Here is a 24306-nt window from a genome sequence, read left to right as displayed (position 1 = left end):
CAGGTTATTCATGGGTCCAGACGGCTGCAAAAAGCCATGTTGGGAGCATAGCGATGCCAGTTGATTTCTATTCCGACTATACGATGACGATCGGCGGAAAAGCCGAGAGCTCTTCATCGACATTCGAGGCCTATAATCCCGCGACCGAGGCAGCGATCGCGCGGGTCCCGGATGCCTCGCGTGAACAGCTCGACGCAGCCGTGGCCGCAGCGAAGGCGGCCTTCCCGGCTTGGAGCGCGCGCCCTGTCGAGGAGCGCCAGGCTTTGGTCGCAAAGATCGGAGAAGTGCTACAGGCGCATGCCGGCGAGCTTTCCCGCCTTCTGACCTTGGAACAAGGCAAGGCGAAAGCCGGCGCTGACTGGGAGATCGGCGGTTCAATCGCCTGGTGCGGCGGGATCGCCACCCAGTCACTGCCGACCCAGATCATTGAGCAGGACGAGCAGCGCACGGTTGAGATGCGGCATGTGCCGCTCGGCGTCGTCGGCGCGATCACGCCATGGAACTTCCCGATCCTGCTGGCGATCTGGAAGGTCGCGCCAGCGCTGGTTGCGGGCAATACAATGGTCTTGAAGCCATCCCCCTATACACCGCTCTGCACGCTCAAAATTGGTGAGCTGCTGCGCGACGTGCTGCCCGCCGGGGTGCTCAATGTGGTATCGGGCGGCGATAATCTCGGCGCCTGGATGACGGGCCACAAGGACATTGCCAAGATCAGCTTCACTGGCTCGACCGCCACGGGCAGGAAGGTAATGGAGTCGGCCGCATCGAACCTGAAGCGCATTACGCTGGAGCTGGGAGGAAACGATCCGGCGATCGTGCTGCCCGATGTCGATCCCAAGCAGATGGCCAAGGAGCTGTTCTGGGCCGCTTTCCAGAATAGCGCGCAATTCTGCTGCGCGGCCAAGCGCCTCTACATCCACGACGATATTTACGACGTGCTGCGTGATGAGATGGTCGAATATGCCAAGACGGTGAAGGTCGGCGACGGTTCGCAGCAAGGCGTCCAGCTTGGGCCGATCCAGAACAAAATGCAGTTCGAAAAGGTTAAGGACCTTCTGGCCGACGCCAAGACCAACGGCCTTAACGCCGTGCTCGGCGGCGAGGTGTCGGATGGGACAGGCTATTTCGTGCCAGTGACCATCTACGACAATCCGCCCGAGGATTCGCGCGTGGTCAAGGAGGAAGCTTTTGGGCCCGTGCTGCCGCTCCTGCGCTTTACCAACATTGACGATGTGGTTGCCCGCGCCAACGACACCGACATGGGGCTGGCCGCCTCGGTCTGGTCGGCGGACGCCGATCTCGCCAAGTCGATCGGCGAGCGCATCGAGGCGGGCGTGATCTGGATCAACGAAATCCACACCTTCTCGCCCCACGCGGCTTTCGGTGGCCACAAGCAATCGGGCATTGGCGTCGAAAATTCGCTCGATGGCCTGGCTGAATATACGAACACCCAAACCGTGGTGACGCGGCGTTCGCCCGCGGTGACGATCGCCTGATTTGGTCCAGCCGGTCCTCGGGCTGAACCAGGCGCGGAACGCCGGGGCGGGCGTTCCGCGCCCCTTGGCGTGAGCTGAGGGTAGCGCTGCACGCGCTATACCCCTATTCTGCCGGATGCTATCGGAGATCGCATGTATAATCCTCTCGAGGTATTCCGGTTCATTGCCGAAGCACAGACGCGTGGCGAGCGTACTGCGCTCGTTACCATCATTGATGTGACTGGTGCGTCCACGCGCAATCCCGGCGCACACCTCGCCGTCAGCGAAACAGGCGCTTTTGCCGGTTCCCTGTCCGGTGGCTGCATAGAAAGGGCTGTAGCCGGCGAAGCCATTGACGCGATCATGGAAGGCGTTCCGCGGACGGTCCGGTTCGGTCAGGGTTCACCCTATATCGATATAAGGCTTCCCTGCGGCGGAGGCGTGGACCTGCTGTTCACGCCGATCGGCGATGCGTCGAACGGACGGCAACTCGTCGCCCATCTTGAGGCTCGCTGCCCATTGACCCTCGGTCTCTCGCTGACTGCTCCTGGAATAGCTATTCTCGACGAGCCAGCGAACCGCGCCCTTACCGTCCAGAAGGATCTGGTACTGGTCGGCCATGTACCGCCGCTGCGGCTGGCAATCTTTGGCAATGGAGCCGCAGTCATCAAACTGGCCGAACTCGCCGGTGCGTGTGAGGCGATTGCCGAGGTCTATTCCCCCGATGAGCGGATCGTCGCGGCCAGCCTGGAGCTTGGCGCGCCGGCCAAGCTCCTTAAGACCCTCACAGGCGGACCTTATCCTGAGCTTGATCGCTGGACCGCCGTGGTGGTCCTGTTCCACGATCATGACTGGGAGCCCGCTTATATTGCGCATGCCCTTGCGAGCGAGGCATTTTACGTGGGCGCCATGGGGAGCAATAGAACCCACGCGGCGCGCTGCGACATGCTTCGCCAGATGGGTATAGCCGAAGTGGACATTGCCCGCATTGTCGCGCCGATCGGGCTTATTCCGTCGATGCGCGATCCAGAAACCCTGGCGGTGTCGATCCTCGCGCAAGTCGTGGCTGAATTCGACCGCCGCCACCTGAAGCCGGATCAGAAGCCGGGCTCTCGCAGCCGCGAAGAGGTTGCCAAAAACGGATGAAGTGCGGTCCCCTGCCCTGCCGGTCCAATTCTCCCTCAGGCGCGGTGACGCCCGAGCAGATAACCCTGAAGCAACGCGAGCAGAATTGCCACCAACGCCAAAGTGTCTGGACGCAGCATGCCTTCCCTGCCCGGCACGAGCGGCTGCATGCCGAACAGGCCCGCAAGCAAGGCGCCGAGCAGCAGGCCGCATGCGACCCACAGCCATGCGGATATGGCGGACCTGGGTTGGCCAGCGGTCACTGGCACAGGCCGCGGCGGTGCGGGAACGGCAGCGGCCGCCTCGACAGGGGCGGTTTCCGCTACTGTTGCAGCGGCCTGGCGCTCCGTGATTTCCTGCGCGAATTTCTTGAAGAAGGCCGCCGACATCGATCGCGCGGTTGCGTCGATCATGCGCCCGCCCAATTGGGCCAGGCGGCCGCCCACCTGCGCCGAGGCCTCATAGCGCAGGATTGTCTCGCCGCCGTCCTCGATCAGTTGCACAACGGCTCCGCCCCTTGCATGACCAGCAACGCCGCCCTGCCCTTCCCCTGAAATGCGATAGCCGTTGGGGGGATCAAGATCGGACAGGGTCACCCGGCCCTGAAAGCGGGCGGAGATGGGGCCGACCTTGACGACGGCAATGGCCGTCATCTCTGTGTCCGACTCCTTCACCAATTCCTGGCAGCCTGGAATGCTGGTCTTCAATATCTCAACATCATTTAGCGCCTTCCAGACGGTATCCCGGTCCGCCGGAATGCGTTGCTCCCCTGTCATGTCCATATATTGCCTCCCGCGCCTTCAGCTATCGATGCCGCCCAGGCAGAGATATTTGATTTCGAGATAGTCCTCGATGCCATATTTGGACCCTTCGCGGCCAAGGCCCGAAGCCTTGACGCCGCCAAAGGGCGCCACCTCGGTCGAGATGATCCCTTCGTTGATCCCGATGATGCCAGCCTCCAGCCCCTCGGCCACCCGGAAGATGCGCCCGACGTCCCGGCTGTAGAAATAAGCGGCCAGGCCAAATTCGCTGTCATTCGCCAGCCTGATCGCTTCCGCTTCCGTCTTGAAGCGCACAAGCGGCGCAAGCGGGCCGAAGGTTTCCTCCGACATCACGGCGGCTGATGCGGGCACGTCAGCGAGGACGGTTGGTTCGAAGAAGGAACCGCCAAGCGCATGCCGCTTGCCGCCGGTCAGGATGCGCGCGCCCTTGGCGAGGCTGTCGGCGATATGCTCCTCAACCTTGGTCACGGCGTCCATGTTGATCAGCGGGCCCTGGGTGACGCCAGTGTCCGTGCCCTTGCCGACCTTGAGCGCGTGAACCGCCTCCACCAGCTTTTGCGCGAAGCGGTCATAGATGCCGTTCTGAACAAGGAACCGGTTCGCGCAGACACATGTCTGGCCGGAGTTTCGATATTTGGACGCCATTGCACCTGCGACCGCCGCGTCAACATCGGCATCGTCGAACACGATGAAGGGGGCGTTGCCGCCAAGCTCCATGCTGGTCTTTTTTACCGTCGGCGCGCATTGGGCGAGCAGCAGCGTGCCCACCCGCGTCGAACCAGTGAAGGAGAGTTTGCGGACCTTGGGATTTTCGCAAAGCTCCTTGCCGGTCTCGGCTGACGGGCCAGTGATGACATTGCAAACCCCGGCAGGCATGCCCGCCCGCTCGGCTAGGACGCCCAGCGCCAGGGCGGAAAAGGGCGTTTCGCTCGCCGGGCGGATGACACCGGCGCAGCCCGCCGCCCATCCCGGCCCCGCCTTGCGCGTGATCATCGCACTGGGGAAGTTCCAGGGGGTGATGGCAGCAAAGACGCCGATCGGCTCCTTCTGGACGATGATGCGGCGGCCGGGCAGATGGTTGGGGATGGTGTCGCCATAGACGCGCTTGGCCTCTTCGCCGAACCATTCGATAAAGCTGGCGGCATAGGCAACCTCGCCTTTCGCTTCGGCCAAGGGCTTCCCCTGCTCAGTGGTGAGGATGAGCGCCAGATCATCCTGATTTTCCATCATGAGTTCATAAAGCCGGCGCAGGATCGCGGCGCGCTCCTTCGCGGTTTTGGCGCGCCAGGCGGCTTGCGCCTGATGGGCGGCATCGATGGCGCGGCTGACTTCCTTGCGCGACAGTGCCGGGACATGGCCGATGACCTCGCCTGTCGCAGGGTTGCTCACCGCGCTCGTGGCGCCGCTCTCTGCCGTCACCCATTGGCCGCCAATCAGGCAGCTTTGCCGGAAAAGGTTGGAATCCTTCAAGCCCGGCACGCCCTGGGCCGCCTTCATTTCATTGGTCATCCTGAAGCTCTTTCATTTTCGAAGCGGACCACCAGCCGCGCAACGCTGCCATCATGTAGCCTGTCGAAACCCGCGTTGATCTCATCAAGAGATATGATGCCGCTCAGCAGCCGGTCAACCGGCAGGCGGCCCTGCTTGTAAAGGTTCATGTATCGGGGAATGTCACGCACCGGCACGCATGTACCGATATAGCTGCCCTTCACCGTGCGTTCCTCGGCCACCAGGCTGACGATATTGACGCCCAGAGTAGCCTCTGGCGGCGGCAGGCCAGCCGTCACCGTAGTGCCGCCGCGACGGGCCATGGCATAGGCATTTTCGAGCGCTTTCGCCACGCCGGCGAATTCGAAGGCGAAGTCGGCTCCTCCATTGGTCAGCCTGCGGACCTGTTCCACAGCGTCGGCATCGGCCGCATTGACCACAGCGGTCGCGCCGAGTTCCCTCGCCAGCCGCAGCTTGTCCTCCGACAGGTCCACCGCGATCACCTGCGCCGCGCCGGATGCAAGTGCACCCAGCAGCGCGGAGAGACCCACGCCGCCAAGGCCGATCACCACCACGCTCTGGCCCATCTGGACGCCCGCGGTGTTCACGACCGCGCCCACGCCGGTCAGCACGGCGCAACCGAACAGCGCTGCCTTTTCAAAGGGAATATCCTTGTCGATCTTCACCAGCGACCGGCGCGAGACGACGGCATGATCGGCAAAGGCCGAACAGCCCAGATGGTGGTGAACCGGACCACCGGCCGTCTCATGCAGCCGGATTTCGCCCGATAGCAGCGTGCCCTTGCCATTTGCCACAGCGCCGGGCTCGCACAAGGCTGGCCGTCCTTCGGAACAGGGCAGGCAATGGCCGCAGCTTGGCATGAAAACCATGACGACATGGTCGCCGGGCTTCAGATCGTCCACCCCTGGTCCGGTCGTGACCACCACTCCGGCCGCTTCATGCCCGATGGCCATTGGTGTCGGCCGTGGGCGGCTGCCATTGATGACGGACAGGTCGGAATGACAAAGGCCAGCCGCTGCGATCCTGACCAGGACCTCGTCCGTCCCCGGCTGATCAAGTTCCAGCTCCTCGATCGCAAGCGGCTGCGAGTCGGCATAAGGATGGCTGGCGCCCATGTTCCTCAAAATGGCGGCCCTGATCTTCATTTCGGTCAACCCTCCTCCTTCTTGCGGCTTGGCTATCGACGGGTCTGCACGCCGTTTTCAGCTTGCGGGTGCTTGACGACCGGTAACACAGTCCAGTAATGCAAGTCACTAGGCTTGAACAGCCGCGATCGCTTTTCTCAGGGGAAACCTGTCCGATGACAAAAGATACCGCCGCCGGTGAACCGCGTTCCGCAAGAGGAAAGCGCGGCGATTATGCGGTGTTTCGGGCAATCCCCACGCGGTGGATGGACAATGACGCTTACGGCCACGTCAACAACGTGATCTATTACAGTTTTTTCGATACCGCCGTGAATGCGACGCTGATCGAACAGGGGCTGCTCGACCCTGCCACCAGCCCGGTCATTGGTCTGGTGGTGGAAACGGGATGCCGTTATTCTGCGCCGATCAGCTTCCCCGAAAGCATCGAGGCAGGGCTGCGCGTAGCCAGGCTCGGCAGTTCCAGCGTGCGATACGAAATCGGCTTGTTCAAACAGGATGAGGAGTTGGCCGTGGCCGAGGGGCATTTCGTGCACGTCTATGTGGACAGCGCAGAGCGCCGTCCCACCCCGCTGCCTCAGCCCATGCGGGCCTTCCTTGCGACGCTGGTGAAGGAAAGGGCGGAATGACCATCGACGGCATCCGTGTTGAGCGCGAAGGCGATATCGTCACGGTCACATTCGACCGTCCCGAACGGCGCAACGCCATTGACTATGTCCAGTGGCAGGGGATTGCCACGCTTTTTAACGAACTGGCGGACGATCACAGCGTTCGCGGCGTGATCCTGACGGGCGCGGGCGGCTGTTTCTCGGCTGGCGCAGATATTTCCGATTTCGAGACCACGCGCGCCACGCCTGAGCAAGGCATTGCCTATGAGGTGGCGGTCGATGCGGCCTGTGATGCGATTACGGCGCTGGGGCGGCCCGTGATCGCCGCCATTGACGGCTATTGCTATGGCGGCGCGTGCAATATCGCCATGGCTTGCGACTTCCGCTTCCTGTCGCCTACTGCCCGGATGGCGATTCCGGCGGGGAATCTGTCGATCGTCTATGGCGTGCGCGGGACCATGCGGTTGCTGGCACTGGTGGGGCTGACCGAAGCCAAGCGAATCTTTTATTCGGCACGCCCCTTCGATGCCAGCCATGCGCTCCGCACTGGTTTTGCCGACGCAGTTGAGGCCGATCCCGTGGCCGCTGCGCGCGCCTGGCTTGAAGATGTGAAGGATGTGGCGCCGCTTTCGATCCAGGGGGCCAAGGCAATCCTCAACATGGCTTCCATGCCCGACACATCCTTCAATGGCCATGCCGCGGATGAAGCGATCTTCCGGGCGCTCACCAGCGACGATTATAAGGAAGGGCGTGCCGCCTTTGCGGAGAAGCGCCGTCCGCGCTTCACGGGCGACTGACATGAAACCGGCGCCTTTCGACTATGTGTCGGCAGAAACAGTCGCCCATGCGGTGGAAGCGCTGGCAGCTGCCTCCGGCGACGGCAAGGTGATTGCGGGCGGTCAGAGCCTGATGCCGATGATTAACTTCCGCATGGTGCGCCCGTCCGTGCTAGTCGACATCAACCGCATTGCCGGACTCGACCGGATCGAGGACCGGGGTGATCGCTTTCACATCGGCGCGCTTGTCCGCCACAGGATGACCGCAAGCGATCCGGCCATCGCCCGGCATGTCCCGGTGCTGCATGAAGCCATGAAGAATGTCGCGCATCTCACCGTGCGCAATCGCGGCACCTATTGCGGCAGCGTCTGTCATGCCGATCCGGCGGCCGAACTGCCGATGATGACGCTGCTGCTGAATGGAACCGTCCATATCGCGTCACCCTCTGGCGAGCGCACCCTGCCCGCCCGCGAATTCCTGCTGTCCTCCCTCACGACAGCGTTGCAGCCGGACGAACTGGTGACCGGAATCGCGATCGACAAATTGCCCGCCGATACGGGATGGGGTTTTGAGGAATTTGCGCGCCGCCACGGCGATTATGCGCTGGCCGCCGTGGTCGCCACGGTCGAGCGCAGGCAGGGACGTGCAAAGAATGTGCGGGTGGCGGTCATGGGCGTTGGCGATACCGCCATGCGGCTTCCCGCCGTTGAAGCAGCACTGGAAGGCAGCGAAATGGATACGCCCGTAATAGCCGAAGCGGTGGCGCGGCTGCGCGAAGACATAGAGCCTAATTCCGATCTCAATGGCTCGGCCGCCTATCGCCGCCATCTGGCAGGAGTGTTGGCGGGGCGCGTGTTGAAGGCGGCCTGGGAGCGTGCAGAGGAGGAACCGGCCGCATGAACGCAAAGGTCGACGTCAACCTGGTCGTCAACGGCGTTTCCCATAGCCGAAGCGTCGAGCCGCGCATGCTGCTCAGCGATTTCCTGCGCCACGAACTGGGGCTGACAGGCACCCATGTCGGCTGCGAACATGGCGTGTGCGGCGCCTGCACCGTGCTGCTGGACGGCCGGAGCGCCCGCTCCTGCCTCACACTTGCGGTTCAGGCGGATGGACTGCAGATCGAGACGATCGAGGGCCAGGGCAGCCGCGAACAGCTCGGCCGGATCCAGACTGCCTTTCGCGATCATCACGGCCTTCAGTGCGGTTTTTGCACGCCCGGCTTCGTCATGACCATCGCCGACATGCTGCAACATCATCCGCTGGAGAATGACGAGCAGATACGCGAGGCCCTGTCCGGCAACATCTGCCGCTGCACCGGCTATCAGCACATCGTCAACGCCGTACGAGAACTGGCGAAAGAAAGAGGACCGCTGCCATGAAGATGCACTTCCTTTCAGGCGGACGCCTGCGCATGCGCCGTTCGGTCTATTATCCTTCCGCCGCGCGCGAGGAGACATTCGAGCTGCCCGTACTGTGCACCCTGCTCAAGCACGATCAGGGCAATGTACTGTTCGACACCGGATGCAGCCCGGAAGCCGCCATCGATGCGGAGGCGCGCTGGGGCGGTATCGCGCGGGCCATGGTTCCGATCTACAGGCCAGAGGACACGGTGGTAAACCAGCTCGGCAAGACGGGGCTTTCGGCCGACGATATCGACGTCGTCATCTGCTCGCATTTCCACCCCGACCATTGCGGCTGCAACGAGCATTTCAAGCGCGCTACCATCATCTGCCACGCAGATGAACTGGCGGCCGCGCAAAGCGAGGGGGGCGTGGCGCAGGGCTATTTGCCGCAGGAATGGGACCATGCCCAGCGCGGCTTTGATACATTTGAGGGGCAGCGCGACCTGTTCGGCGACGGCCGCATCGTGCTGCTGCCGGTGCCGGGCCATACGCCCGGCATGACGGCGGCGCTGGTCGCGCTCGACGAAAGCGGCGAATTCCTGCTGGCGTCTGACGCAGTCGCCGTCGAGGCCAATCTGGTCGAAGCCTATGCCCCGAAAAACAGCTGGGACATGGACAAGGCCAATGCCGCCATCGCCGAACTCAAGGCGATCAGCGAGCGCGGCGCAAAGCTGATCTACGGCCATGACGAAGCGCAGTGGCAAGGATTGCGCAAGGGAGCCGAGCACTACGCATGAACAAGGCGGACCTTTCCGTCGAACGGCGGCCGGGCCTGGTCGGCAAGCGCGTCAAGCGCACCGAAGACCCGCGCCTGCTATCGGGATCGGGGCAATATGTCGATGATATCAAGCTGCCCGACATGGCCCATGTGGCGATATTGCGCAGCGATCAGCCGCATGCGCTGATCCGCGACATCCGCCTGGGCGCCGCGATCGACGTTCCGGGCCTTATCGGCATATTCGAGGCAGCCGACCTGGAAGGAGAGGTAAAGCCAGCCATCCCCAGCTCGCGGATGAAGGGCTATTACGCAACTCCCTATTGGCCGCTCGCCCGGAACAAGGTCCGCTATGTCGGCGAGCCGGTACTCGCGGTCGTCGCCGAAAGCCGCTACGCCGCCGAGGATGCGCTTGGCCTTATCGAGATCGATTATGAGCCGCTGCCTTTCGCCATTCGTCAGGTCGATGCCGTCAAGGACGATGCGCCGCTGATCCACGAGGATGCGGGCACCAATGTCATCATCTCACGCGAATTCGGACGCGGCGAGGTCGACGCGGTGTTCGAAACCGCCCCGGTCACGGTCGGCGCCCAGTTCCGCATGACGCGCAAGACGCCGACGTCAATGGAAAGCCGCTGTTACCTCGCCGACTATGACCGGCGGCGCATGGCGCTCACGCTCTGGACCTCCAGCAATATTCCGGGAATCGTGCGCGACTCGCTTGCCGAAAGCCTGTCGTTGCCGGGCAGCCGGATGCGGGTGATCGCCCCCGATGTGGGCGGCAGCTTCGGCGGCAAGGGTTCGCTTTATCATGAGGAAATGCTGGTCTGCTTGCTCGCTCGCAAGCTCGAGCGGCCGGTGAAGTTCACCGGCGACCGGCTGGAGGAACTCACTGCGTCAAGCCAGGCATTTGATGAGCTGATCGACGCGGAGCTGGCGGTCGATGAGGAAGGCCGCTTCCTTGGCCTTCGCGCCGAGGTAATCGGCGATATCGGAGCTTATTCCATCTATCCCTGGACTGCAGGGTTGGAACCTGTGCAGGTGGTGAGTTTTCTCCCTGGCCCTTACCGGATCGAACATTATCGCGGCCGCGTAAGGGGCGTGCTGACGCCCAAGCCGCCGACCGGCCCCTATCGCGGCGTCGGCCGGCCCTCATCGACATTCGCCATGGAGCGGCTGGTCGACATGGCGGCGCGCAAGCTTGGCATGGACGCAGCGGAAATCCGCCGCCGCAACCTCATCGCCGGGGATGAATTTCCCTATCGTACCGGATCGGGCATCATCTGGGACAAGTCGGCCTTCATGGAATGTCTGCAGGCGGCCTGCGGCCATGCCGACTATCCGAACTTGCTCGAACGGCAGCGGAAGGCCCGCGCCGAAGGGCGCTGGGTCGGCATCGGCCTTTCCTGCTATGCCGAGCTGACCGGGATCGGTTCGCGCATCGCCGTCGCGCCCGGCATGCCCATCAATACCGGCACGGAAACCTCGACCATCACCATCGACTCGACGGGCTCGGTCATTGCCGACTTTGGTATTGCCTCCCATGGCCAGGGCCTTGAAACCACACTGGCGCAAGTCATCTCCGATGAACTGGGTTGCGGCCTTGAGGATATAGAAATCCGGCAGGGCGACAGTTCGCTGGTGCCGATGAGCACGGGCACCTATGCCAGCCGGTCGGCGGTGCTTGCCGGCGGGGTGGCGACCAAGACCGCGCGCGTCGTGAAGAAGAAGGTGCTGCGCGCCGCATCGCTGCTGATGGAGGTGCCCGAGGAGGACCTTGAGGCTTCCAATGGGATCATTCGCGCCCGTTCGTCCAACGCGTCGATGACGTTCAAGGAACTGGCGAATGCGGTCTATATGCAGATGGGCCGCATTCCGCACGACAAACGCGAGGATCTGACGGGATCGGAGTCCTATGACCCCTATCTCGGCACGGCCTGCTCCTCTTGCCATCTTGCGGTTGTCGAGGTCGATCCCGAGACATTTGGCGTGCGCGTAACCGATTATGTGGTCGCGGAGGATTGTGGGCGGATCATCAATCCGATGATCGTCGATGGCCAAGTTCAGGGTGCGGTCGCTCAAGGCATTGGCGCTGCCCTGCTCGAGGAAATTCAATATGACGACGACGGACAATTGGTGACGGCGAGCCTTGCCGACTATCTGCTCCCGCTCGCCACGGACGTTCCCGATATAGGCATCGTTCATATCGAAGCAGACCTGCCAAACAATGTCGGCGGCTTCAGGGGCATGGGCGAAGGCGGAACAATCGGAGCTCCCGCTGCCATCGCCAACGCCATATCCGACGCGCTTTCGCCGCTCGGTATCGAAATCCAGACCCTGCCTGCCACTCCGGACCGGATTTTCCGCCTGATCGAGGGTAGCCGGGAAACATCGAAGGACAGAAGGGAAGACTGAATGACGGGATCACTTGCAGGAAAGGCCGCTCTGGTCACCGGGGCAGCGCGTGACGTGGGACGCGAGATCGCGCTCTCACTGGCAGCGGAGGGCGCCGCCGTTGCGGTCAATTATCAGTCGAGCGGCGAAGCTGCCGAGGCGGTGGTAAGGGATATTATCGCGGCAGGCGGCAAGGCCAAGGCGTGGAAGGCCGATGTGGGCAGTTCTTCCGACACAAAGGCCATGGTGGACGAGATTGTCGCCGAGTTCGGCGGTATCGACATCGTGGTCAATAATGCGGGCGTCGCCCAGCGCGCCCGCTTCCTTGAGACGACGGACGAACAGTGGCAGCGCCATATCGACATTGGCCTGCTTGCCACCGTTCATACGTCGCGCGCCGCGCTGCCCTATATGGTGGATGCGGGAAAGGGCGGCCGCATCATTTCGCTGGGTGGCGACAGTTCGCGCGTGGGCGAGGCCAATCTGTCCATGGCGGCCGCAGCACGCGCTGGTGCGATCGCCCTCATCAAGTCGCTTGCCAAGGAATTTGGCCGCTATGACATCACTTGCAACGCCATCACCTTAGGCATGATCCAGTCGGCGCATTCCGACCCGAAATGGCTGGAGGAGATGATGCCGAAGATGGTCAAGAATTACCCGCTGAAACGGATCGGACAGCCGGGCGATGTCGCTCCGATGGTCGCGTTTCTGGCGTCCGAGGGCGGGAGCTGGATCACCGGCCAGACCATCAGCATCAATGGCGGCTTTGCGATGGTTTGATCGACCCGCGGGCAAGAACAGCACAATCCAACGCTGCGGCCCGCGCGATAAGGCAGAATAGGAGAGGATATGCTTCGAACCGAACTCATCGCCCCACTGGCGATCCTGCTGGAGCGTCATGCGGCTCGCAACGGAGCGAAGATTGCATTCTGCGACGCGAGCAGCAGCGTGACCTATGCGGACCTTGCCCGGCGGACGGCGAATATCGCCAGCCATCTCGCCGACCTTGGCGTTGGACCAGGGGACCGCGTGGCAGTCTACCTGCCCAATTCGGTCGCCTGGGTGGAGGCTGTGCTGGGTATCGTCCGCGCCGGGGGCATCGCTGTTCCGATCAGCATAGACGCCAGCCAAAGCGAAGTGGCCTACCGCTTGTCGGACGCAGCCTGCCGTCTGGTGTTCACGCTGGCGGCCAAGGCGGACAGCGTCAATGGCCTGCGTGCCGAAGCGTTCAGCCTGGAGAAAATCATTCCGGTGGACCTGTCCACAGAGGGCCTCAGCTTTACTGAAATGGCGGAAACGGCGGGTTCGGCTCCCGCTCGGGACGGCCCGGACATCGATTGTGCGGCCTTCCTCGTCTATACTTCAGGCACTACGGGCAAGGCAAAAGGCGTGCTGCTGTCTTGCCGGGGCATGTTATGGGTGACGGCCGCCTGCTGGGCGCCCCTTCTTGGCCTTAGCGAGGACGACACCATTCTCTCGCCGCTGCCGCTATTCCATTCCTATGCCCTCAACCTTGCCGTGGTCTCGGTCGTGGCGACCGGCGCGTCCATTTATCTGATGGAACGCTATTCGACCAGCGAGACGCTGCGGCTGCTGCAAAGCGGGGAATTCAAGGTTCTTCCTGCCGTTCCCACCATCTTCCACTATCTCATGGAGGGTGCGAGGGAGCAGGGAAGCGTGGACCTTTCGCATCTGCGCGTCTGCGTGTCGGCGGGAGCGATCCTGCCGGCGACCCTCAATGAGGAGTTCGAAAAGCTCTTCGGCGTGCCGCTGCTCGATGGCTATGGCATCACCGAAACTTCGACCATGGTCACGATGAACGCGGCCCAGTCCGGGCGCGTGCCGGGGTCCTGCGGCCTGCCGCTCGCGGGTCTTGCGGTGCGGATCGTCGATCCGGCCACGCTGCGGGATTGTGATCCCGGTGAGGAGGGGGAACTGATCGTTCGGGGACCGAACGTCATGCTCGGCTATCTCAACAAGCCCGAAGAAACCGCCAAGGCCCTGCGCAATGGCTGGTATCATACCGGCGACCTTGCAAAGGCGGACCGCAACGGCTTCATAACAATCACGGGCAGGATCAAGGAGCTGATTATTCGCGGCGGGCAGAATATCGCGCCCGCGGAGATCGAGGAAGTCGTGCTGAAGCTCGCATGCGTGATGGACTGTGCGGTTGCAGGCTTGCCGGACGAGGGCCTGGGCGAAGTCCCCGGTCTGTTCGTGATCCCCCGCGACGCTTCCTTCAGCGAAGCCGTGGTGATCGAACATTGCCGCCAGCACCTCTCATCCTACAAGGTTCCTGCGGTCGTTCAGGTCGTTGACCAGATTCCCCGGACAGGCTCTGGCAAGATCATCCGCTTTCAATTGCGGGAGCTTGTCACGAAGCAGACCTGAAGGGCGCGGACGCTCGGCCCCGGATGCTTCACAGCGGAGCGGCTGATTTCACCCTGCTTGCGGGTTGCGCGGTCAGCAATGACACGATCCATGCAATGGCGAAGGTCGCTGGAACCATCACAAGCGCCGGATAATCGGTAGGGATGAGGGGCTCGGCATGTCCGAGCGCGTTCACCCATGCCGCGGGGCCGGCGATGATCCCGAGCAGGCTCGACACGAGCCCGAACAGGCCTGCCGATACCGCACCTGCAACCGTAAGGCCACGCCAGTAAATGGCCAGGATGAGCAGAGGAAATGTGGTGCTGGCCGCCACGGTTTGTGACATCACAATCAGAAAAGTGATGTTCTCGGCCTGAAACAGGATGGCCAGCGCGGTCGCAACCGCCGAGGTAATCAGGGCCGCCAGCCGGAAGAGGATCATCTCTGTCCTTTCCGGCAACGGCTTTCCGGTCAGAACGCCAAGGACCAGATCGTGTGAGGTCGCCGAGGAGATGGAGATCGTCAGACCCGCTACCACGGCAAGGATGGTCGACAGGGCAACCGCACTCATGAGGCCGAATAGCAGCTCGCCTCCCAGAAGGCGGGCAAGATGAATGGTGATCATGTTGCTGCCGCCGGCGATGGCTCCCGACGCATCGCGCAGCGTCTCCTCAGCGCCTACAAACGCAATGCCGGCGGGCCCGATGACCAGCAGCACGACCGCCATGGCCGTCCCAATGACCGTAGTGCCGATCACGAGCGATCGTCTCGCCGCTGCCTCATCGGGAACGGTGAAGAAGCGGATGAGAACATGGGGCATCCCCATCATCCCGACGGCAAGCGTAAGGACCAGGCTGGCCGCCCCGAACACGCCAAGGTGCAGGCCGCCAAAATGGAACATGTCCCGGCTGCGCGCGCTCATTTCAGCAAGATCGAACAGCCGGGCGTAACCGCCTGCCTGGACGATGCATAATATGGCGAGGGCCGCGATCATGCCGACCAGCAGCACCGCCTTTACGATCTGTACCCAGGTCGCTGCCAGCATGCCGCCAAAGGCGACGTAGATCGTCATCAGCGCCGCGATGATCATGACCGCCAGATTGAACGGGATGCCGAACACGATGGCTATGAGCCCCCCTGCCCCAACCAGTTGGGCGACGAGATAGATGAGAGAAATGACGACAGCGCATAGGCCGATGACGACCCTGATCTGGGCGGATTGAAGCCGATGCGCAATCACATCGCCAAGCGTATAGCGGCCAAGCCTGCGCAGCGGGCTCACAATGAACGCCAGCATAAGAAGCAGCCCGATCATCGGCCCTATCATGTAGGGCGCGGCGTCCATGCCAAATCCAAAGAACAGGCCGACAATGCCCAGGATGGTGCCGGCGGACAGGAAATCCCCTGCGATCGCAAGGCCATTTTGCGGCGCCGTTATCTTGCCTTCCGCGGCATAGAAGGAAGCGCGCCCGCTGTTGCGCCGTGCGGCCCAGAAAGTGATTGCGATGGTGACGGCTATCGTCGCAAGGAAATAGTAAATCTGGTTCATCGCGGTTCATTCCCGTCCACGGGTATCCAGGATGCAAGCGTCAGCGCCGCAAACCAGGCCATGACAAACCAGATTACAACCGGAACGCCCGCGAGGTCGTCGGTGAACCAGGCAGGTGTGAGTTCAGGGTAGCCTGGCAAGACGATCGAGGGCAGCGCGAGCGCGGTGATGAGCAAAACTCTCGTTTGGATGCGCAAGGATCAGTCCCCCTTCCACCGGGCTATGGCCTCCGCCACGGACGTTTCTCTCCAATCCCCGATGGCCGAAGGGGTAAGGGACATGCGCGGCGCCGGTGAGGGATGCAGGATGCCGTCCCGCTCAATATAGGCTCCGCGCAAAGTATTATGCGGATGAAGGCTTGCTTCAGCCATGGAAAGCACAGGGGTCACGCAGGCGTCGGTTCCGGCAAAATGCGCCGCCCACTCGTCGCGCGTGCGGCTTGCGAATGCTGCCTTGAAATCCGCCTCCATGGCAGGCCAGCCGTCCCGGTCATTCTGCAGATAGCCGCGGTCTTCCAGACCCAGGCCCTGGATCATCTGCGCAAAGAATTGGGGCTCGAGGCACCCGACCGCCACGTCCCTGCCGTCGGCGCAACGGTAGCAGCGGTAAAAGGGCGCGGCTCCATCGAGCAGGTTTGAAGCGGGTGCGTCCTGCCACAGGCCCTTTGCCGTCCAGGCGTGGAAAAGGCTCATGAGCGACGTTACGCCGTCGGTGATGCAGGCGTCCACCACCTGCCCTTTCCCCGTCCGCTGCGCCGAAAGAATCGCGGCCAGCAGACCGGCGATCAGGAACATTGTGCCGCCGCCATAGTCGCCGACAAGATTGAGCGGCACTAGCGGTGGCGAATCGGGCGAGCCCATGGCATGAAGCGCGCCCGTCAAGGAGATATAGTTGATGTCGTGACCCGCACGCATCGACAGCGGACCGGTCTGACCCCAGCCCGTCATCCGGCCAAAGACCAGACGCGGATTACGGGACAGACAGACCTCCGGCCCAACGCCGAGCCGCTCCATCACGCCCGGACGGAAGCCCTCAATGAGGGCGTCGGCATGCTCGACAAGATCGAGCAGGGATTCACGATCCCCCTGATCCTTGAGATTGAGATAGGCGACATCCCTGCTTCTGTGGAGGACGTCGCCTCCGACGTCGTCCCAGGCACCCGCAACCCCGCCTGCTGGGGGGCGAGCGACGCGGATCACATCCGCGCCCATGTCCGCCAGCAGCATGGCCGCAAGCGGAACCGGCCCGATTGCATCGATCTCAACGATCTTGAGACTGAGAAGGGGACCCGTGCAAGCAGTCATTGATGCACCTCCCCGATGCAGGCACGGCTGGCTCCAGCGCTCCAGCCAAATCGCTCCCAAAGGCCTGCCCTGTTGGTCATGCAAATCCTCACATACAGTCGGGCTGAGCAGGATGATGGAGAGTGACTGGGGGAGAACCTGCTGTTCGATAGGTTTTTCAACCTGAACGTTGCGGAAACCCCCTAGCCAAAAAGGCCGTATTGGCGCGCGCGAAGGACTGCCTGTGACCGGCGCCGGACACCCAGCTTGTCAAAGATTTGTTGCAGATACCATTTGACGGTGCCCTCCGTCAGCCCCAGCCTCTCGCCGATCTCGCGGTTGCGCAGACCACCGCCGACCATTGTCAATATCTCGATCTCACGATCCATCAGCCGCGAGATCGGGCAGGAGTCATCTTCATCGGCTTCGTCAACCTGCACGGCGGTTTCGCCGTTCAGCGCCGAAACGATGCGCGATGCAAAGACCTCCGCAGGGGTTTCCAACATGGGACCGGTGCCGTAGCTTTCGGCCAGCAGGGAGCAGATCACTTCGCCCTCGTCGAGGAAGATGCGGTTCCAGCCTGCGGTTTCGGCAATTTCGAGAGCTTCGCGGATCGCCCTTCGCGCCCGCGACCGATCGCCCTCCAGCACCGCTATTTCAGCCAGAAGCAACTGAAAAGTCACGATGGACCGTTTGGCCGAATTGCGCTTGACGAATTCGAGCCAGCGACTGGCGACTTTTTTCGCACGATCAAGGCGGTGACGCAGGATTTCGATGCGCAGCCAAGCGATCGCAATATGCTCATTCCTGCGCGTTGGCGTCAAAGTAGGCACCGGGAGTTCGTCGATGCAGATGTCTCCTGCCCGCAGCGCATCCTCGGCCGCGGCAATCTGCCCCGACCGGATGAGAATCCGCACTTGCTCGCACACGACAAGGGTGCGCAGCCTGTCCAATCCGCATTCGATGGCAATGAGATGGGCTTCCTCAAGGCCATCGAGCGCCTTGCTGACCTCGCCGCAGGCAAAGGTCAGGCGCGCACGCGTAATGAAGCCCGCCGCAACCTCGTCGACCATGCCCCATTGACGGACGACGGGCAGATATTGCTCGATCAGCTCCGCTGACCGGTCGAGTTCCCCCGTGTCGTAGAGGTTTTCGGCCAGCATCATTGCCGGAACAGCGGCGACGCTTGAACCGACCCCGCAGCGCGTTTCCGCCAGATCCAACGCTTCGTCGAGGAATCTTCGGGCCATGGCGGCCTTGCCGAGCGCCATGAGTGTTGGCGCCACGGTGGCCTTGAGCGCGATGGAGGCAAATTCCGAGCCCGGCCGTTCCAATGCGCGCCGCGTCTCTGCTTCCAGCTTCAAGATGTCCTGGAAGTGGAAGAGTTCCCGCCTTGCCGTCATAAGCTGACCGACAAGGGTGCAACTCAGATAGGGTTCCTCATCGCCCAGCTCCAGGAGCAGCTTTTCCGCCTCTGTTTCCACAAAGCGCAGATTGTCACGCGCTGCTTCAAGCAGAATCCGGCGATGCAGCAGGAGATAATTGAGCATCCGGTCGTCCGGACGCTCCTTGGCGATTTCCTCCGCAGCGGCGAAATAACGCTCGGCTGTTGCAAGCGAAAGCCGCCTGGTCTTGCGCCAGGCAAGAGCAAGCAGAAGTATCGGCCTCTTGCCGATGACAGCCCAGGGCAGCCCCGATGCCTGCTCTTCAATATGATAAAGATAACCCTGGTAGATCAGATCGTTCGCCAGATCATTGAGCTGGTCCGCCAGGAACTCCTCGTCGCCGCTCAGCCGGGCATGCTCGACGGCCGCCATGGCCTCTCCTGCCCCAGCGTAATAGCGGCTTGCGCGGCGATGACATTCGGCGGCCCGCGCGGGCGAGCGGTCGACCATCGCATCGTAGACCATCTTGCGGAAAAGTATATGATAGGAGTAGCCGTTCCTCTCGGTTTCGACCTTGCTCAAGAACAGCCCGAGGCGATGGACTTCTTCAAGGATCTCCCGCGCATTGTCGTCACCGAGAATCGCTGCGCAGGCGGACGGCGTGAGAATATCGAGAACGGACGTATCGATGAGGAACTGCTGGATATGAGGCTCCTGCCGCGTGAGAATTTCCTCCTGAAAATAGCTGGTCAGTTCCGCATAAAAAATTTCCGAAAGATTGCGTTGGCCGCCGAAACCATGCGCTGACCGCTTGCGAAGATACTCGCCGGCCATCACCAGGCCAGATGCCCAGCCATCCATTTCGCGAACAATCTGCTTCAGGAGGTTGCGGTCTATCGGTCTCTCAACGATGGAAGAAACGAGTTCGGCCGCCTCGGAGGGACTGAACTGCAGTTCGTTCAATCCAATTTCCACCAGGAAGCCAAGCGCCCGCATCCGGGCAATCGGAATGCCCACGGACCCGCGCGAAACGATGATCGTGGTCACTGCGTCGCGGGCAGCCGCTATATATTGGCCGATGAATTCCAGAACGTCGGCGGGCAATAGCTGCGCGTCTTCAATGACGATGACGGGGCGGCGATCATTATGCGTGGCCAGGTTCTTCAGCAAGGCATCGCCGTTCGGGTCGAGCCCTTCCCATGGCAGGCCGGCGGCAATGCCAGCCTCCGTCAACGCCAGCCGGAATGAAGCGAGATCCCGCACGCCTGCCCGAGTGGCGATCCAGAGGCCCGGCCGCCCTTCGGCGGTCATGCTGTCGAACCAGCAAAGCGCGGCTGTTGTCTTGCCGCTGCCCGCCGGACCGTCGATTATCGTCAGACGGGAAGCCGCGACCTCCTTGGTCAGCTGGTCGATGGCGGCGCGCCGGACAATGGCCGGCGTGCGACGCGGAGCCGTGATGACTGTTGGAACCAGACCCAACGTTCCTCTCCATTTTTTGCTTGAGGCACTTTCTTCGCGTGCATCATAGTTATGCAGATTCTGCACCTTCAATAATTCTTCCTTTCTAACGGTAGGTCGATAGGCTCGTCAATCTCCAGCCAAATTCTCCTTCCAGCGAAAAAACCGTGTGGTTCCGCCCACGCAAGCATTTTCCTTTTGGAACAATGGCGAATTTTATCCGATCTGACCCTATCACTGGATAGGTCCGGTTGCGGCGCACCTGCAGCAACCATCAGCAAGGCATGGCAACGGTCAGGAAGGTGCTGCGTGCCACTATTCTTATGGAGATGATGTGAGCGATTTATTCAGCCTGGGCGGCAAGTCGGCGCTGGTTACCGGAGGTGCGCAGGGACTGGGGCGTATGATCGCCGAAGGGCTGCTTCGCGCGGGTGCAACGGTGGCGATTACTTCGCGCAAGACGGAAATCTGTGAACAGGCCGCCGCCGAGATGGGATCTATCGGCCGCTGCATTCCCCTTCCGGCGGATTTGTCGACAGCGGAAGCAACGGTTGAACTTGCGCAACGCTATCGGGAGGTGGCGGGCCAGTGTAACATCCTCGTCAACAACGCAGGAAGAACCTGGGGCGGCCCGGTCGAGTCCTTTCCCGACAAGGCGTGGCCCGGCGTAATGGCCGTCAACGTCCAGACCCCGTTCACGCTGGTGCGCGAGCTGCTCCCCGAATTGGCGGCCGCCGGTACGGAACTGGATCCTGCGCGCGTCATCAATATCGGATCGGTTGCAGGCATCAAGCCGGAGAAGCTTCAGGCATATAGCTACGCCGCCTCCAAGGCCGCGCTCCACATGCTGACCCGCGATCTGGCAGGCGATCTGGCGGCTCGGAACATCACGGTAAATGCGGTCATTCCGGGCTATTTCCCCACGAAAATGACGGCCCATATGCGTGATGATGATGAAGTGGATTCTGCGCTTCTCGCCCATATTCCGCTGAAGCGCCTGGGGCGGCCCGACGACATTGCCGGACTTGTCATATTCCTCTGCTCGCGCGCGGGCAGTTACATCACCGGGGCGCAAATACCGGTCGATGGCGGAGTTGTCGGCTGCGGCTGACAGGCAGGGGCCAGAACTGCATTCGTCCCGCCCGGGCTTTGCCGCATAGCGGGATCATTAACTAATGAAGGGAAATTCAGGTGGATCCTCTCAGTCATCTTATGCAAAGATACTGCTTCGGCTATACGGCGACATATGACTTCACTGTGGCCGACCAGATCATGGCGGACGATTATACGTTCTACATGGGCGAGCATGTTTTCACCGGACGTGAGGAAGCGTACAAGCCTGCTGCCGACCGGCAGTTCAAGGCTTATCCCGGACTAGGGTTTACCGTTCACGACTTCTTTTCGAACGGTGACCGGTGCGCAATGTATTTCAGCGAATTCGGGCATTCGACCCAATATGATGCCGACACTGTATGGCATGGCGTCAGCCTTTACCGCTGGAATGGAGAGCGCCTTTCCGAATGCCGCATCGAGCAGGACTATTATGGGCGCCGCCGTCAACTCACGACCACGGTGCCGGACCCGATCGATCAACCGGCATTTGCCCCATGGACCGGTCCGGTTGAAGCGGCGGATGCGTCCAGCGAGCAACTGGTATCGGCCTGGCTGAAGAAAGGCGGGCTTCTGAAAAGCCGGCTCGGCAGCCTGGACGACGAAGCAGTCGCGCCCTCCATCGATCGGGTGCTGTTCGTGGACGAAAGCTCGGAAGTGCTCGATATCATGTCGGCCGGAAAGCGGGTCGCCTTTCAGATCAGGATCGATGGCAAATATGCTGGCGGACTGGACGAACTTGCCGGCCACGAAGGCGTAAGCGCCTCGTTATACGCGACCGGCATGGCCCGCATCGAAAATGGCGCGGTGGCCCATATACGGGCTGTGACCGACCGCTATACAATGGAACGTAGAATCCTTGCCGCGGTCGGGGCGCGAAAGGACAAGGGGCTTGGAAAAGACGATTTTTCTGTTTCGCCGCAAGGACGGTGTCAGCCGTGACGAATTTGCCCAGCATTATATTCAGGTGCATGCCCCTCTGGGGAAGCGCCTTACCCGGTGCCTGCTGGGTTACACGGTAAACCTGGTGCAAAACCGGGAAAGTCCCGACTCTGTCACTGAACATTGGGTCCCGGCCGCGATGGATATTCTGACGCCGTCCAAAGCCTATGCGTCAATGCAGGATTTTGAGCAGGTATTCACTGACGACCGGAGTTTCATTGGCGACATGGACCTGTATGTCGCCGGGAAAGAAGAGCATGTCGTGGCCGCCGAGCCGCTCGACGCTCCGCTTGGGCAGGAAACTGGCGAAGCGAAGGCCATCTGGTTCTATAAAGGCAGCGGCGATGTCCCGCCACCGCCGCCGGGTGCCCGGCGTGTCATCGACAATCATATCAGCCGGAAAATGGTCTATCGGAATGACGGCCATTGGGATTCGCTCGCTCCTGATATCAGCGTAATCCGCATGGCCTGGGCGCCGGATTTCGAGAGCTTCGGAGTGGATCTGACCGATGCGGTCAGGGTCAGGGAATACCGGTTCGTTCCGGCTCCCGATTGGTGAGGCAGGCGGCGATGCCGCATCAAGGCAGGGAAATCGGTCATGGCGATGTCGGATGGGGAAAATGCGGCAGAAAAAGCGGCTGAAAAGGACGGCTCCGCCCTTCAACGCGGACTTGATGCCCTCTTGCCCCCTGGGCACCTGAAGGTTGTCGGGTTCCTCATCCCATCCGAAAAGATGACGGACGAACTCATCGGCTGGTATGAGAATGAACATTCGGTGACGGCGCGTTTCCTGTGGCCGCACATGTGCCGTTACCAGCGCAATTTCATCATGAAGAGCGAATTGGGCGATCCCCCGCTTTACAAGGTGATCACCGAATTCGCGTGGAAAAGCGAGAAAGACAAGCAGGCGGCACGGGCGCTCTATTCCACCAGCGCGGCACAGGCAAGCGTGAACGAAGTGCTCCCGCCGTTTATAATTCAGCCCTTTCCGCGCAAAAGCTATTTCATGGTGCCGGTGGAAGAAAGGATAGTGAAAGCCAATCCCCATCCGTCGCGGCCCGATGAGCCGAGATCGCGTCAAATCATTCTGCTTCGCTGCGGCCTGGGTGAGTCATTGGCGACATTCGAGGAGGCCGCTCTTGCCTATGCCGGGGAACTCGCCGCGCTTGATCCTGGCGTGGGCGTCAGTGTCGATTTCCGGCGTGACGCCGCGACGACGCCCTCCCCCGCAGATGCGGTGATCTTCATCGACAATCCGCCAGACGGCCCATTGCCGCCGTCACAGGGCGACGCCTTCGAAATCGTCCACATCTTCGATGTAGAAGCGCTCAGGAGCCCGATCCCTGAATAGCTCTTTGGCCGTCCGGGGCTGAGCGCCCTATTCGGTGTACATGGCGCGCAGGCGGGCGATCTTTAACTGATCGAGGCCCAGCTTGTCCAGCAAATAGCCTTGCGCGCCGCCGGGATGCCGATCGACGATCCTGAAAATGGCTTCTATCGATGGCCGTGAGGAAGCCAGCATCTGTTCCTGCATCGCGGGTGGTATTTCGCCCCAGTTGCGTGCTGCCGGGCCCGCCTGGTCCAGATGGAAATAGCGGTTGGTCAGAAGATAGTCCTGGATCACGGTTTCACGCGGAACGCCAAGGGCGGTCAGGATCAGTGCGGCGGCAACGCCCGTGCGGTCCCTCCCCGCGGAGCAATTGAAGGCCAAAGGCACGCGTCCCGCCAGCAATTGTTCAAACAAGCGCCGGTACTGGCCGTTGAATTGGTCCAGAATGATGGGGTACATCGCAACCATCGCGGCGCGCATTTCATCTGGCTTCATGTCCTTCAGGCCCGTCATGTGACGAGCGAGCAGGCCGAAGTCATAGTCGACCGACAAGACGTTGGGTCCGCCTTCCGGCCAATTTACCGGCTCCGCGCTCCGTTCCTGCGTGGAACGAAAGTCAACCACCGTTCGGATGCCCAGCTTTTGAAGATAGGCAAAGTCGGTGGGAGTGAGCTTTTGCATGGACCCCGAGCGGAAAAGCAGACCCCAGCGGACATGGCGGCCGCCTACCGCCGGGTACCCGCCGAGCTCCCTGAAATTCTGCCCGCCTTCAAGGGGCAGCACCCGCTCATAAGTGTATTGAGCCGGTGGCTGGGGTAACTGGAGCGAAGACTCCTTGCCTGCGGCGATCTGCGGCGCCGCCAAAGGCGTGACGACGGCAAGCGCCCCGCAAGCGAGAAATTGAAATATTTTCATGGCAGGCCCCAGTGCGTCGAGTAAAATATTTGCT

At 61.7% G+C, this 24306-nt stretch carries 22 protein-coding genes; 14 read left to right on the top strand and 8 right to left on the bottom strand.

The genetic code is table 11. The features are described 5' to 3' along the window. Positions 1-53: 53 nt before the first annotated feature. Both VJS46_RS11505 and VJS46_RS11500 read left to right on the top strand, forming a co-directional pair. On the top strand, positions 54-1496 hold the full coding sequence (locus VJS46_RS11505) for an aldehyde dehydrogenase family protein (RefSeq protein WP_414708009.1): 1443 nt from the start codon (positions 54-56) through the stop codon (positions 1494-1496). Positions 1497-1628: 132 nt separating this feature from the next. Beyond that, positions 1629-2621 (top strand): XdhC family protein, encoded by a 993-nt coding sequence (locus tag VJS46_RS11500; protein WP_324060196.1) that lies wholly within the window; start codon positions 1629-1631, stop codon positions 2619-2621. 35 nt (positions 2622-2656) lie between these two features. Here the strand turns inward: VJS46_RS11500 and VJS46_RS11495 are convergent, their stop codons facing one another. Genes VJS46_RS11495 through VJS46_RS11485 form a run of 3 tightly spaced genes read right to left on the bottom strand, consistent with a single transcriptional unit; the run spans position 2657 to position 6036 of the window. Then, positions 2657-3382, bottom strand: coding sequence for a carbon monoxide dehydrogenase subunit G (locus tag VJS46_RS11495; protein ID WP_324060195.1), 726 nt, complete (start codon positions 3380-3382; stop codon positions 2657-2659). Positions 3383-3400: 18 nt separating this feature from the next. Next, positions 3401-4891 carry an NAD-dependent succinate-semialdehyde dehydrogenase gene (locus VJS46_RS11490; RefSeq protein ID WP_324060194.1) on the bottom strand — a complete coding sequence of 497 codons (1491 nt, stop codon included), beginning with the start codon at positions 4889-4891 and terminating at the stop codon, positions 3401-3403. Beyond that, complete coding sequence (locus VJS46_RS11485; protein ID WP_324060193.1) at positions 4888-6036, bottom strand: zinc-dependent alcohol dehydrogenase family protein; 1149 nt, start codon at positions 6034-6036, stop codon at positions 4888-4890. The genes VJS46_RS11490 and VJS46_RS11485 overlap by 4 nt, the downstream gene beginning before the upstream one ends. Positions 6037-6191: 155 nt before the next feature. On the opposite strand from VJS46_RS11485, the gene VJS46_RS11480 reads away from it, so the two are divergent. The 8 genes from VJS46_RS11480 to VJS46_RS11445 all read left to right on the top strand — a co-directional run bounded on the left by VJS46_RS11480 (position 6192) and on the right by VJS46_RS11445 (position 14321). Continuing rightward, the gene (locus tag VJS46_RS11480) at positions 6192-6662 is read left to right on the top strand and encodes a thioesterase family protein (protein WP_324060192.1); all 471 of its coding nucleotides are present in this window, start codon (positions 6192-6194) and stop codon (positions 6660-6662) included. Further along, positions 6659-7438 (top strand): enoyl-CoA hydratase/isomerase family protein, encoded by a 780-nt coding sequence (locus tag VJS46_RS11475; RefSeq protein WP_324060191.1) that lies wholly within the window; start codon positions 6659-6661, stop codon positions 7436-7438. Before VJS46_RS11480 ends, VJS46_RS11475 begins: the two co-directional genes overlap by 4 nt. Position 7439: 1 nt before the next feature. Beyond that, positions 7440-8318: a xanthine dehydrogenase family protein subunit M gene (locus VJS46_RS11470; protein WP_324060190.1), complete on the top strand. Its 879-nt coding sequence runs from the start codon at positions 7440-7442 to the stop codon at positions 8316-8318. Then, positions 8315-8797 (top strand): (2Fe-2S)-binding protein, encoded by a 483-nt coding sequence (locus VJS46_RS11465; RefSeq protein WP_324060189.1) that lies wholly within the window; start codon positions 8315-8317, stop codon positions 8795-8797. Before VJS46_RS11470 ends, VJS46_RS11465 begins: the two co-directional genes overlap by 4 nt. Then, positions 8794-9558 carry an N-acyl homoserine lactonase family protein gene (locus VJS46_RS11460; RefSeq protein ID WP_324060188.1) on the top strand — a complete coding sequence of 255 codons (765 nt, stop codon included), beginning with the start codon at positions 8794-8796 and terminating at the stop codon, positions 9556-9558. The genes VJS46_RS11465 and VJS46_RS11460 overlap by 4 nt, the downstream gene beginning before the upstream one ends. Next, on the top strand, positions 9555-11951 hold the full coding sequence (locus VJS46_RS11455; protein WP_324060187.1) for a xanthine dehydrogenase family protein molybdopterin-binding subunit: 2397 nt from the start codon (positions 9555-9557) through the stop codon (positions 11949-11951). The genes VJS46_RS11460 and VJS46_RS11455 overlap by 4 nt, the downstream gene beginning before the upstream one ends. Next, on the top strand, positions 11952-12710 hold the full coding sequence (locus tag VJS46_RS11450; protein ID WP_324060186.1) for an SDR family NAD(P)-dependent oxidoreductase: 759 nt from the start codon (positions 11952-11954) through the stop codon (positions 12708-12710). A 69-nt stretch (positions 12711-12779) separates the two neighbouring features. Further along, entirely contained in the window at positions 12780-14321 is a 1542-nt protein-coding gene (locus VJS46_RS11445) for a class I adenylate-forming enzyme family protein (protein ID WP_324060185.1), read from the top strand. Between the two features lie 28 nt (positions 14322-14349). On the opposite strand, the gene VJS46_RS11440 is transcribed toward VJS46_RS11445, so the two are convergent. The 4 genes from VJS46_RS11440 to VJS46_RS11425 all read right to left on the bottom strand — a co-directional run bounded on the left by VJS46_RS11440 (position 14350) and on the right by VJS46_RS11425 (position 19996). Next, the gene (locus VJS46_RS11440) at positions 14350-15849 is read right to left on the bottom strand and encodes a solute symporter family protein (protein WP_324060184.1); all 1500 of its coding nucleotides are present in this window, start codon (positions 15847-15849) and stop codon (positions 14350-14352) included. Next, positions 15846-16046 (bottom strand): hypothetical protein, encoded by a 201-nt coding sequence (locus VJS46_RS11435; protein ID WP_324060183.1) that lies wholly within the window; start codon positions 16044-16046, stop codon positions 15846-15848. Before VJS46_RS11435 ends, VJS46_RS11440 begins: the two co-directional genes overlap by 4 nt. A 3-nt stretch (positions 16047-16049) precedes the next feature. Beyond that, positions 16050-17153 carry a CaiB/BaiF CoA-transferase family protein gene (locus VJS46_RS11430; RefSeq protein WP_324060182.1) on the bottom strand — a complete coding sequence of 368 codons (1104 nt, stop codon included), beginning with the start codon at positions 17151-17153 and terminating at the stop codon, positions 16050-16052. Between the two features lie 182 nt (positions 17154-17335). Further along, positions 17336-19996 (bottom strand): LuxR C-terminal-related transcriptional regulator, encoded by a 2661-nt coding sequence (locus VJS46_RS11425; RefSeq protein ID WP_324060181.1) that lies wholly within the window; start codon positions 19994-19996, stop codon positions 17336-17338. Positions 19997-20309: 313 nt separating this feature from the next. On the opposite strand from VJS46_RS11425, the gene VJS46_RS11420 reads away from it, so the two are divergent. The 4 genes from VJS46_RS11420 (at position 20310) to VJS46_RS11405 (ending at position 23378) form a co-directional block, all read left to right on the top strand. After that, entirely contained in the window at positions 20310-21086 is a 777-nt protein-coding gene (locus VJS46_RS11420; protein ID WP_324060180.1) for an SDR family oxidoreductase, read from the top strand. Positions 21087-21187: 101 nt separating this feature from the next. After that, the gene (locus VJS46_RS11415) at positions 21188-22027 is read left to right on the top strand and encodes a nuclear transport factor 2 family protein (protein ID WP_324060179.1); all 840 of its coding nucleotides are present in this window, start codon (positions 21188-21190) and stop codon (positions 22025-22027) included. Further along, positions 21978-22586 carry a hypothetical protein gene (locus VJS46_RS11410; protein ID WP_324060178.1) on the top strand — a complete coding sequence of 203 codons (609 nt, stop codon included), beginning with the start codon at positions 21978-21980 and terminating at the stop codon, positions 22584-22586. The genes VJS46_RS11415 and VJS46_RS11410 overlap by 50 nt, the downstream gene beginning before the upstream one ends. 39 nt (positions 22587-22625) lie before the next feature. Continuing rightward, on the top strand, positions 22626-23378 hold the full coding sequence (locus VJS46_RS11405) for a hypothetical protein (RefSeq protein ID WP_324060177.1): 753 nt from the start codon (positions 22626-22628) through the stop codon (positions 23376-23378). A gap of 27 nt (positions 23379-23405) precedes the next feature. On the opposite strand, the gene VJS46_RS11400 is transcribed toward VJS46_RS11405, so the two are convergent. Further along, positions 23406-24272 carry a tyrosine-protein phosphatase gene (locus tag VJS46_RS11400; RefSeq protein WP_324060176.1) on the bottom strand — a complete coding sequence of 289 codons (867 nt, stop codon included), beginning with the start codon at positions 24270-24272 and terminating at the stop codon, positions 23406-23408. Positions 24273-24306 lie beyond the last annotated feature (34 nt).

It is taken from the genome of Rhizorhapis sp. (genome assembly GCF_035276005.1).
Lineage (GTDB): Bacteria > Pseudomonadota > Alphaproteobacteria > Sphingomonadales > Sphingomonadaceae > Rhizorhapis.
This window is presented reverse-complemented; position numbering and strand designations above follow the sequence as displayed.

What these genes read in the sequence shown, in the direction of transcription:
- VJS46_RS11440 (WP_324060184.1), bottom strand. Translation starts at nt 15,849, where the DNA reads ATGAACCAGATTTACTATTTCCTTGCGACGATAGCCGTCACCATCGCA.
- VJS46_RS11430 (WP_324060182.1), bottom strand. Translation starts at nt 17,153, where the DNA reads ATGACTGCTTGCACGGGTCCCCTTCTCAGTCTCAAGATCGTTGAGATC.
- VJS46_RS11400 (WP_324060176.1), bottom strand. Translation starts at nt 24,272, where the DNA reads ATGAAAATATTTCAATTTCTCGCTTGCGGGGCGCTTGCCGTCGTCACG.
- VJS46_RS11415 (WP_324060179.1), top strand. Translation starts at nt 21,188, where the DNA reads ATGCAAAGATACTGCTTCGGCTATACGGCGACATATGACTTCACTGTG.
- VJS46_RS11465 (WP_324060189.1), top strand. Translation starts at nt 8,315, where the DNA reads ATGAACGCAAAGGTCGACGTCAACCTGGTCGTCAACGGCGTTTCCCAT.
- VJS46_RS11475 (WP_324060191.1), top strand. Translation starts at nt 6,659, where the DNA reads ATGACCATCGACGGCATCCGTGTTGAGCGCGAAGGCGATATCGTCACG.
- VJS46_RS11470 (WP_324060190.1), top strand. Translation starts at nt 7,440, where the DNA reads ATGAAACCGGCGCCTTTCGACTATGTGTCGGCAGAAACAGTCGCCCAT.
- VJS46_RS11455 (WP_324060187.1), top strand. Translation starts at nt 9,555, where the DNA reads ATGAACAAGGCGGACCTTTCCGTCGAACGGCGGCCGGGCCTGGTCGGC.
- VJS46_RS11505 (WP_414708009.1), top strand. Translation starts at nt 54, where the DNA reads ATGCCAGTTGATTTCTATTCCGACTATACGATGACGATCGGCGGAAAA.
- VJS46_RS11490 (WP_324060194.1), bottom strand. Translation starts at nt 4,891, where the DNA reads ATGACCAATGAAATGAAGGCGGCCCAGGGCGTGCCGGGCTTGAAGGAT.
- VJS46_RS11495 (WP_324060195.1), bottom strand. Translation starts at nt 3,382, where the DNA reads ATGGACATGACAGGGGAGCAACGCATTCCGGCGGACCGGGATACCGTC.
- VJS46_RS11480 (WP_324060192.1), top strand. Translation starts at nt 6,192, where the DNA reads ATGACAAAAGATACCGCCGCCGGTGAACCGCGTTCCGCAAGAGGAAAG.
- VJS46_RS11450 (WP_324060186.1), top strand. Translation starts at nt 11,952, where the DNA reads ATGACGGGATCACTTGCAGGAAAGGCCGCTCTGGTCACCGGGGCAGCG.
- VJS46_RS11405 (WP_324060177.1), top strand. Translation starts at nt 22,626, where the DNA reads ATGGCGATGTCGGATGGGGAAAATGCGGCAGAAAAAGCGGCTGAAAAG.
- VJS46_RS11500 (WP_324060196.1), top strand. Translation starts at nt 1,629, where the DNA reads ATGTATAATCCTCTCGAGGTATTCCGGTTCATTGCCGAAGCACAGACG.
- VJS46_RS11485 (WP_324060193.1), bottom strand. Translation starts at nt 6,036, where the DNA reads ATGAAGATCAGGGCCGCCATTTTGAGGAACATGGGCGCCAGCCATCCT.
- VJS46_RS11460 (WP_324060188.1), top strand. Translation starts at nt 8,794, where the DNA reads ATGAAGATGCACTTCCTTTCAGGCGGACGCCTGCGCATGCGCCGTTCG.
- VJS46_RS11445 (WP_324060185.1), top strand. Translation starts at nt 12,780, where the DNA reads ATGCTTCGAACCGAACTCATCGCCCCACTGGCGATCCTGCTGGAGCGT.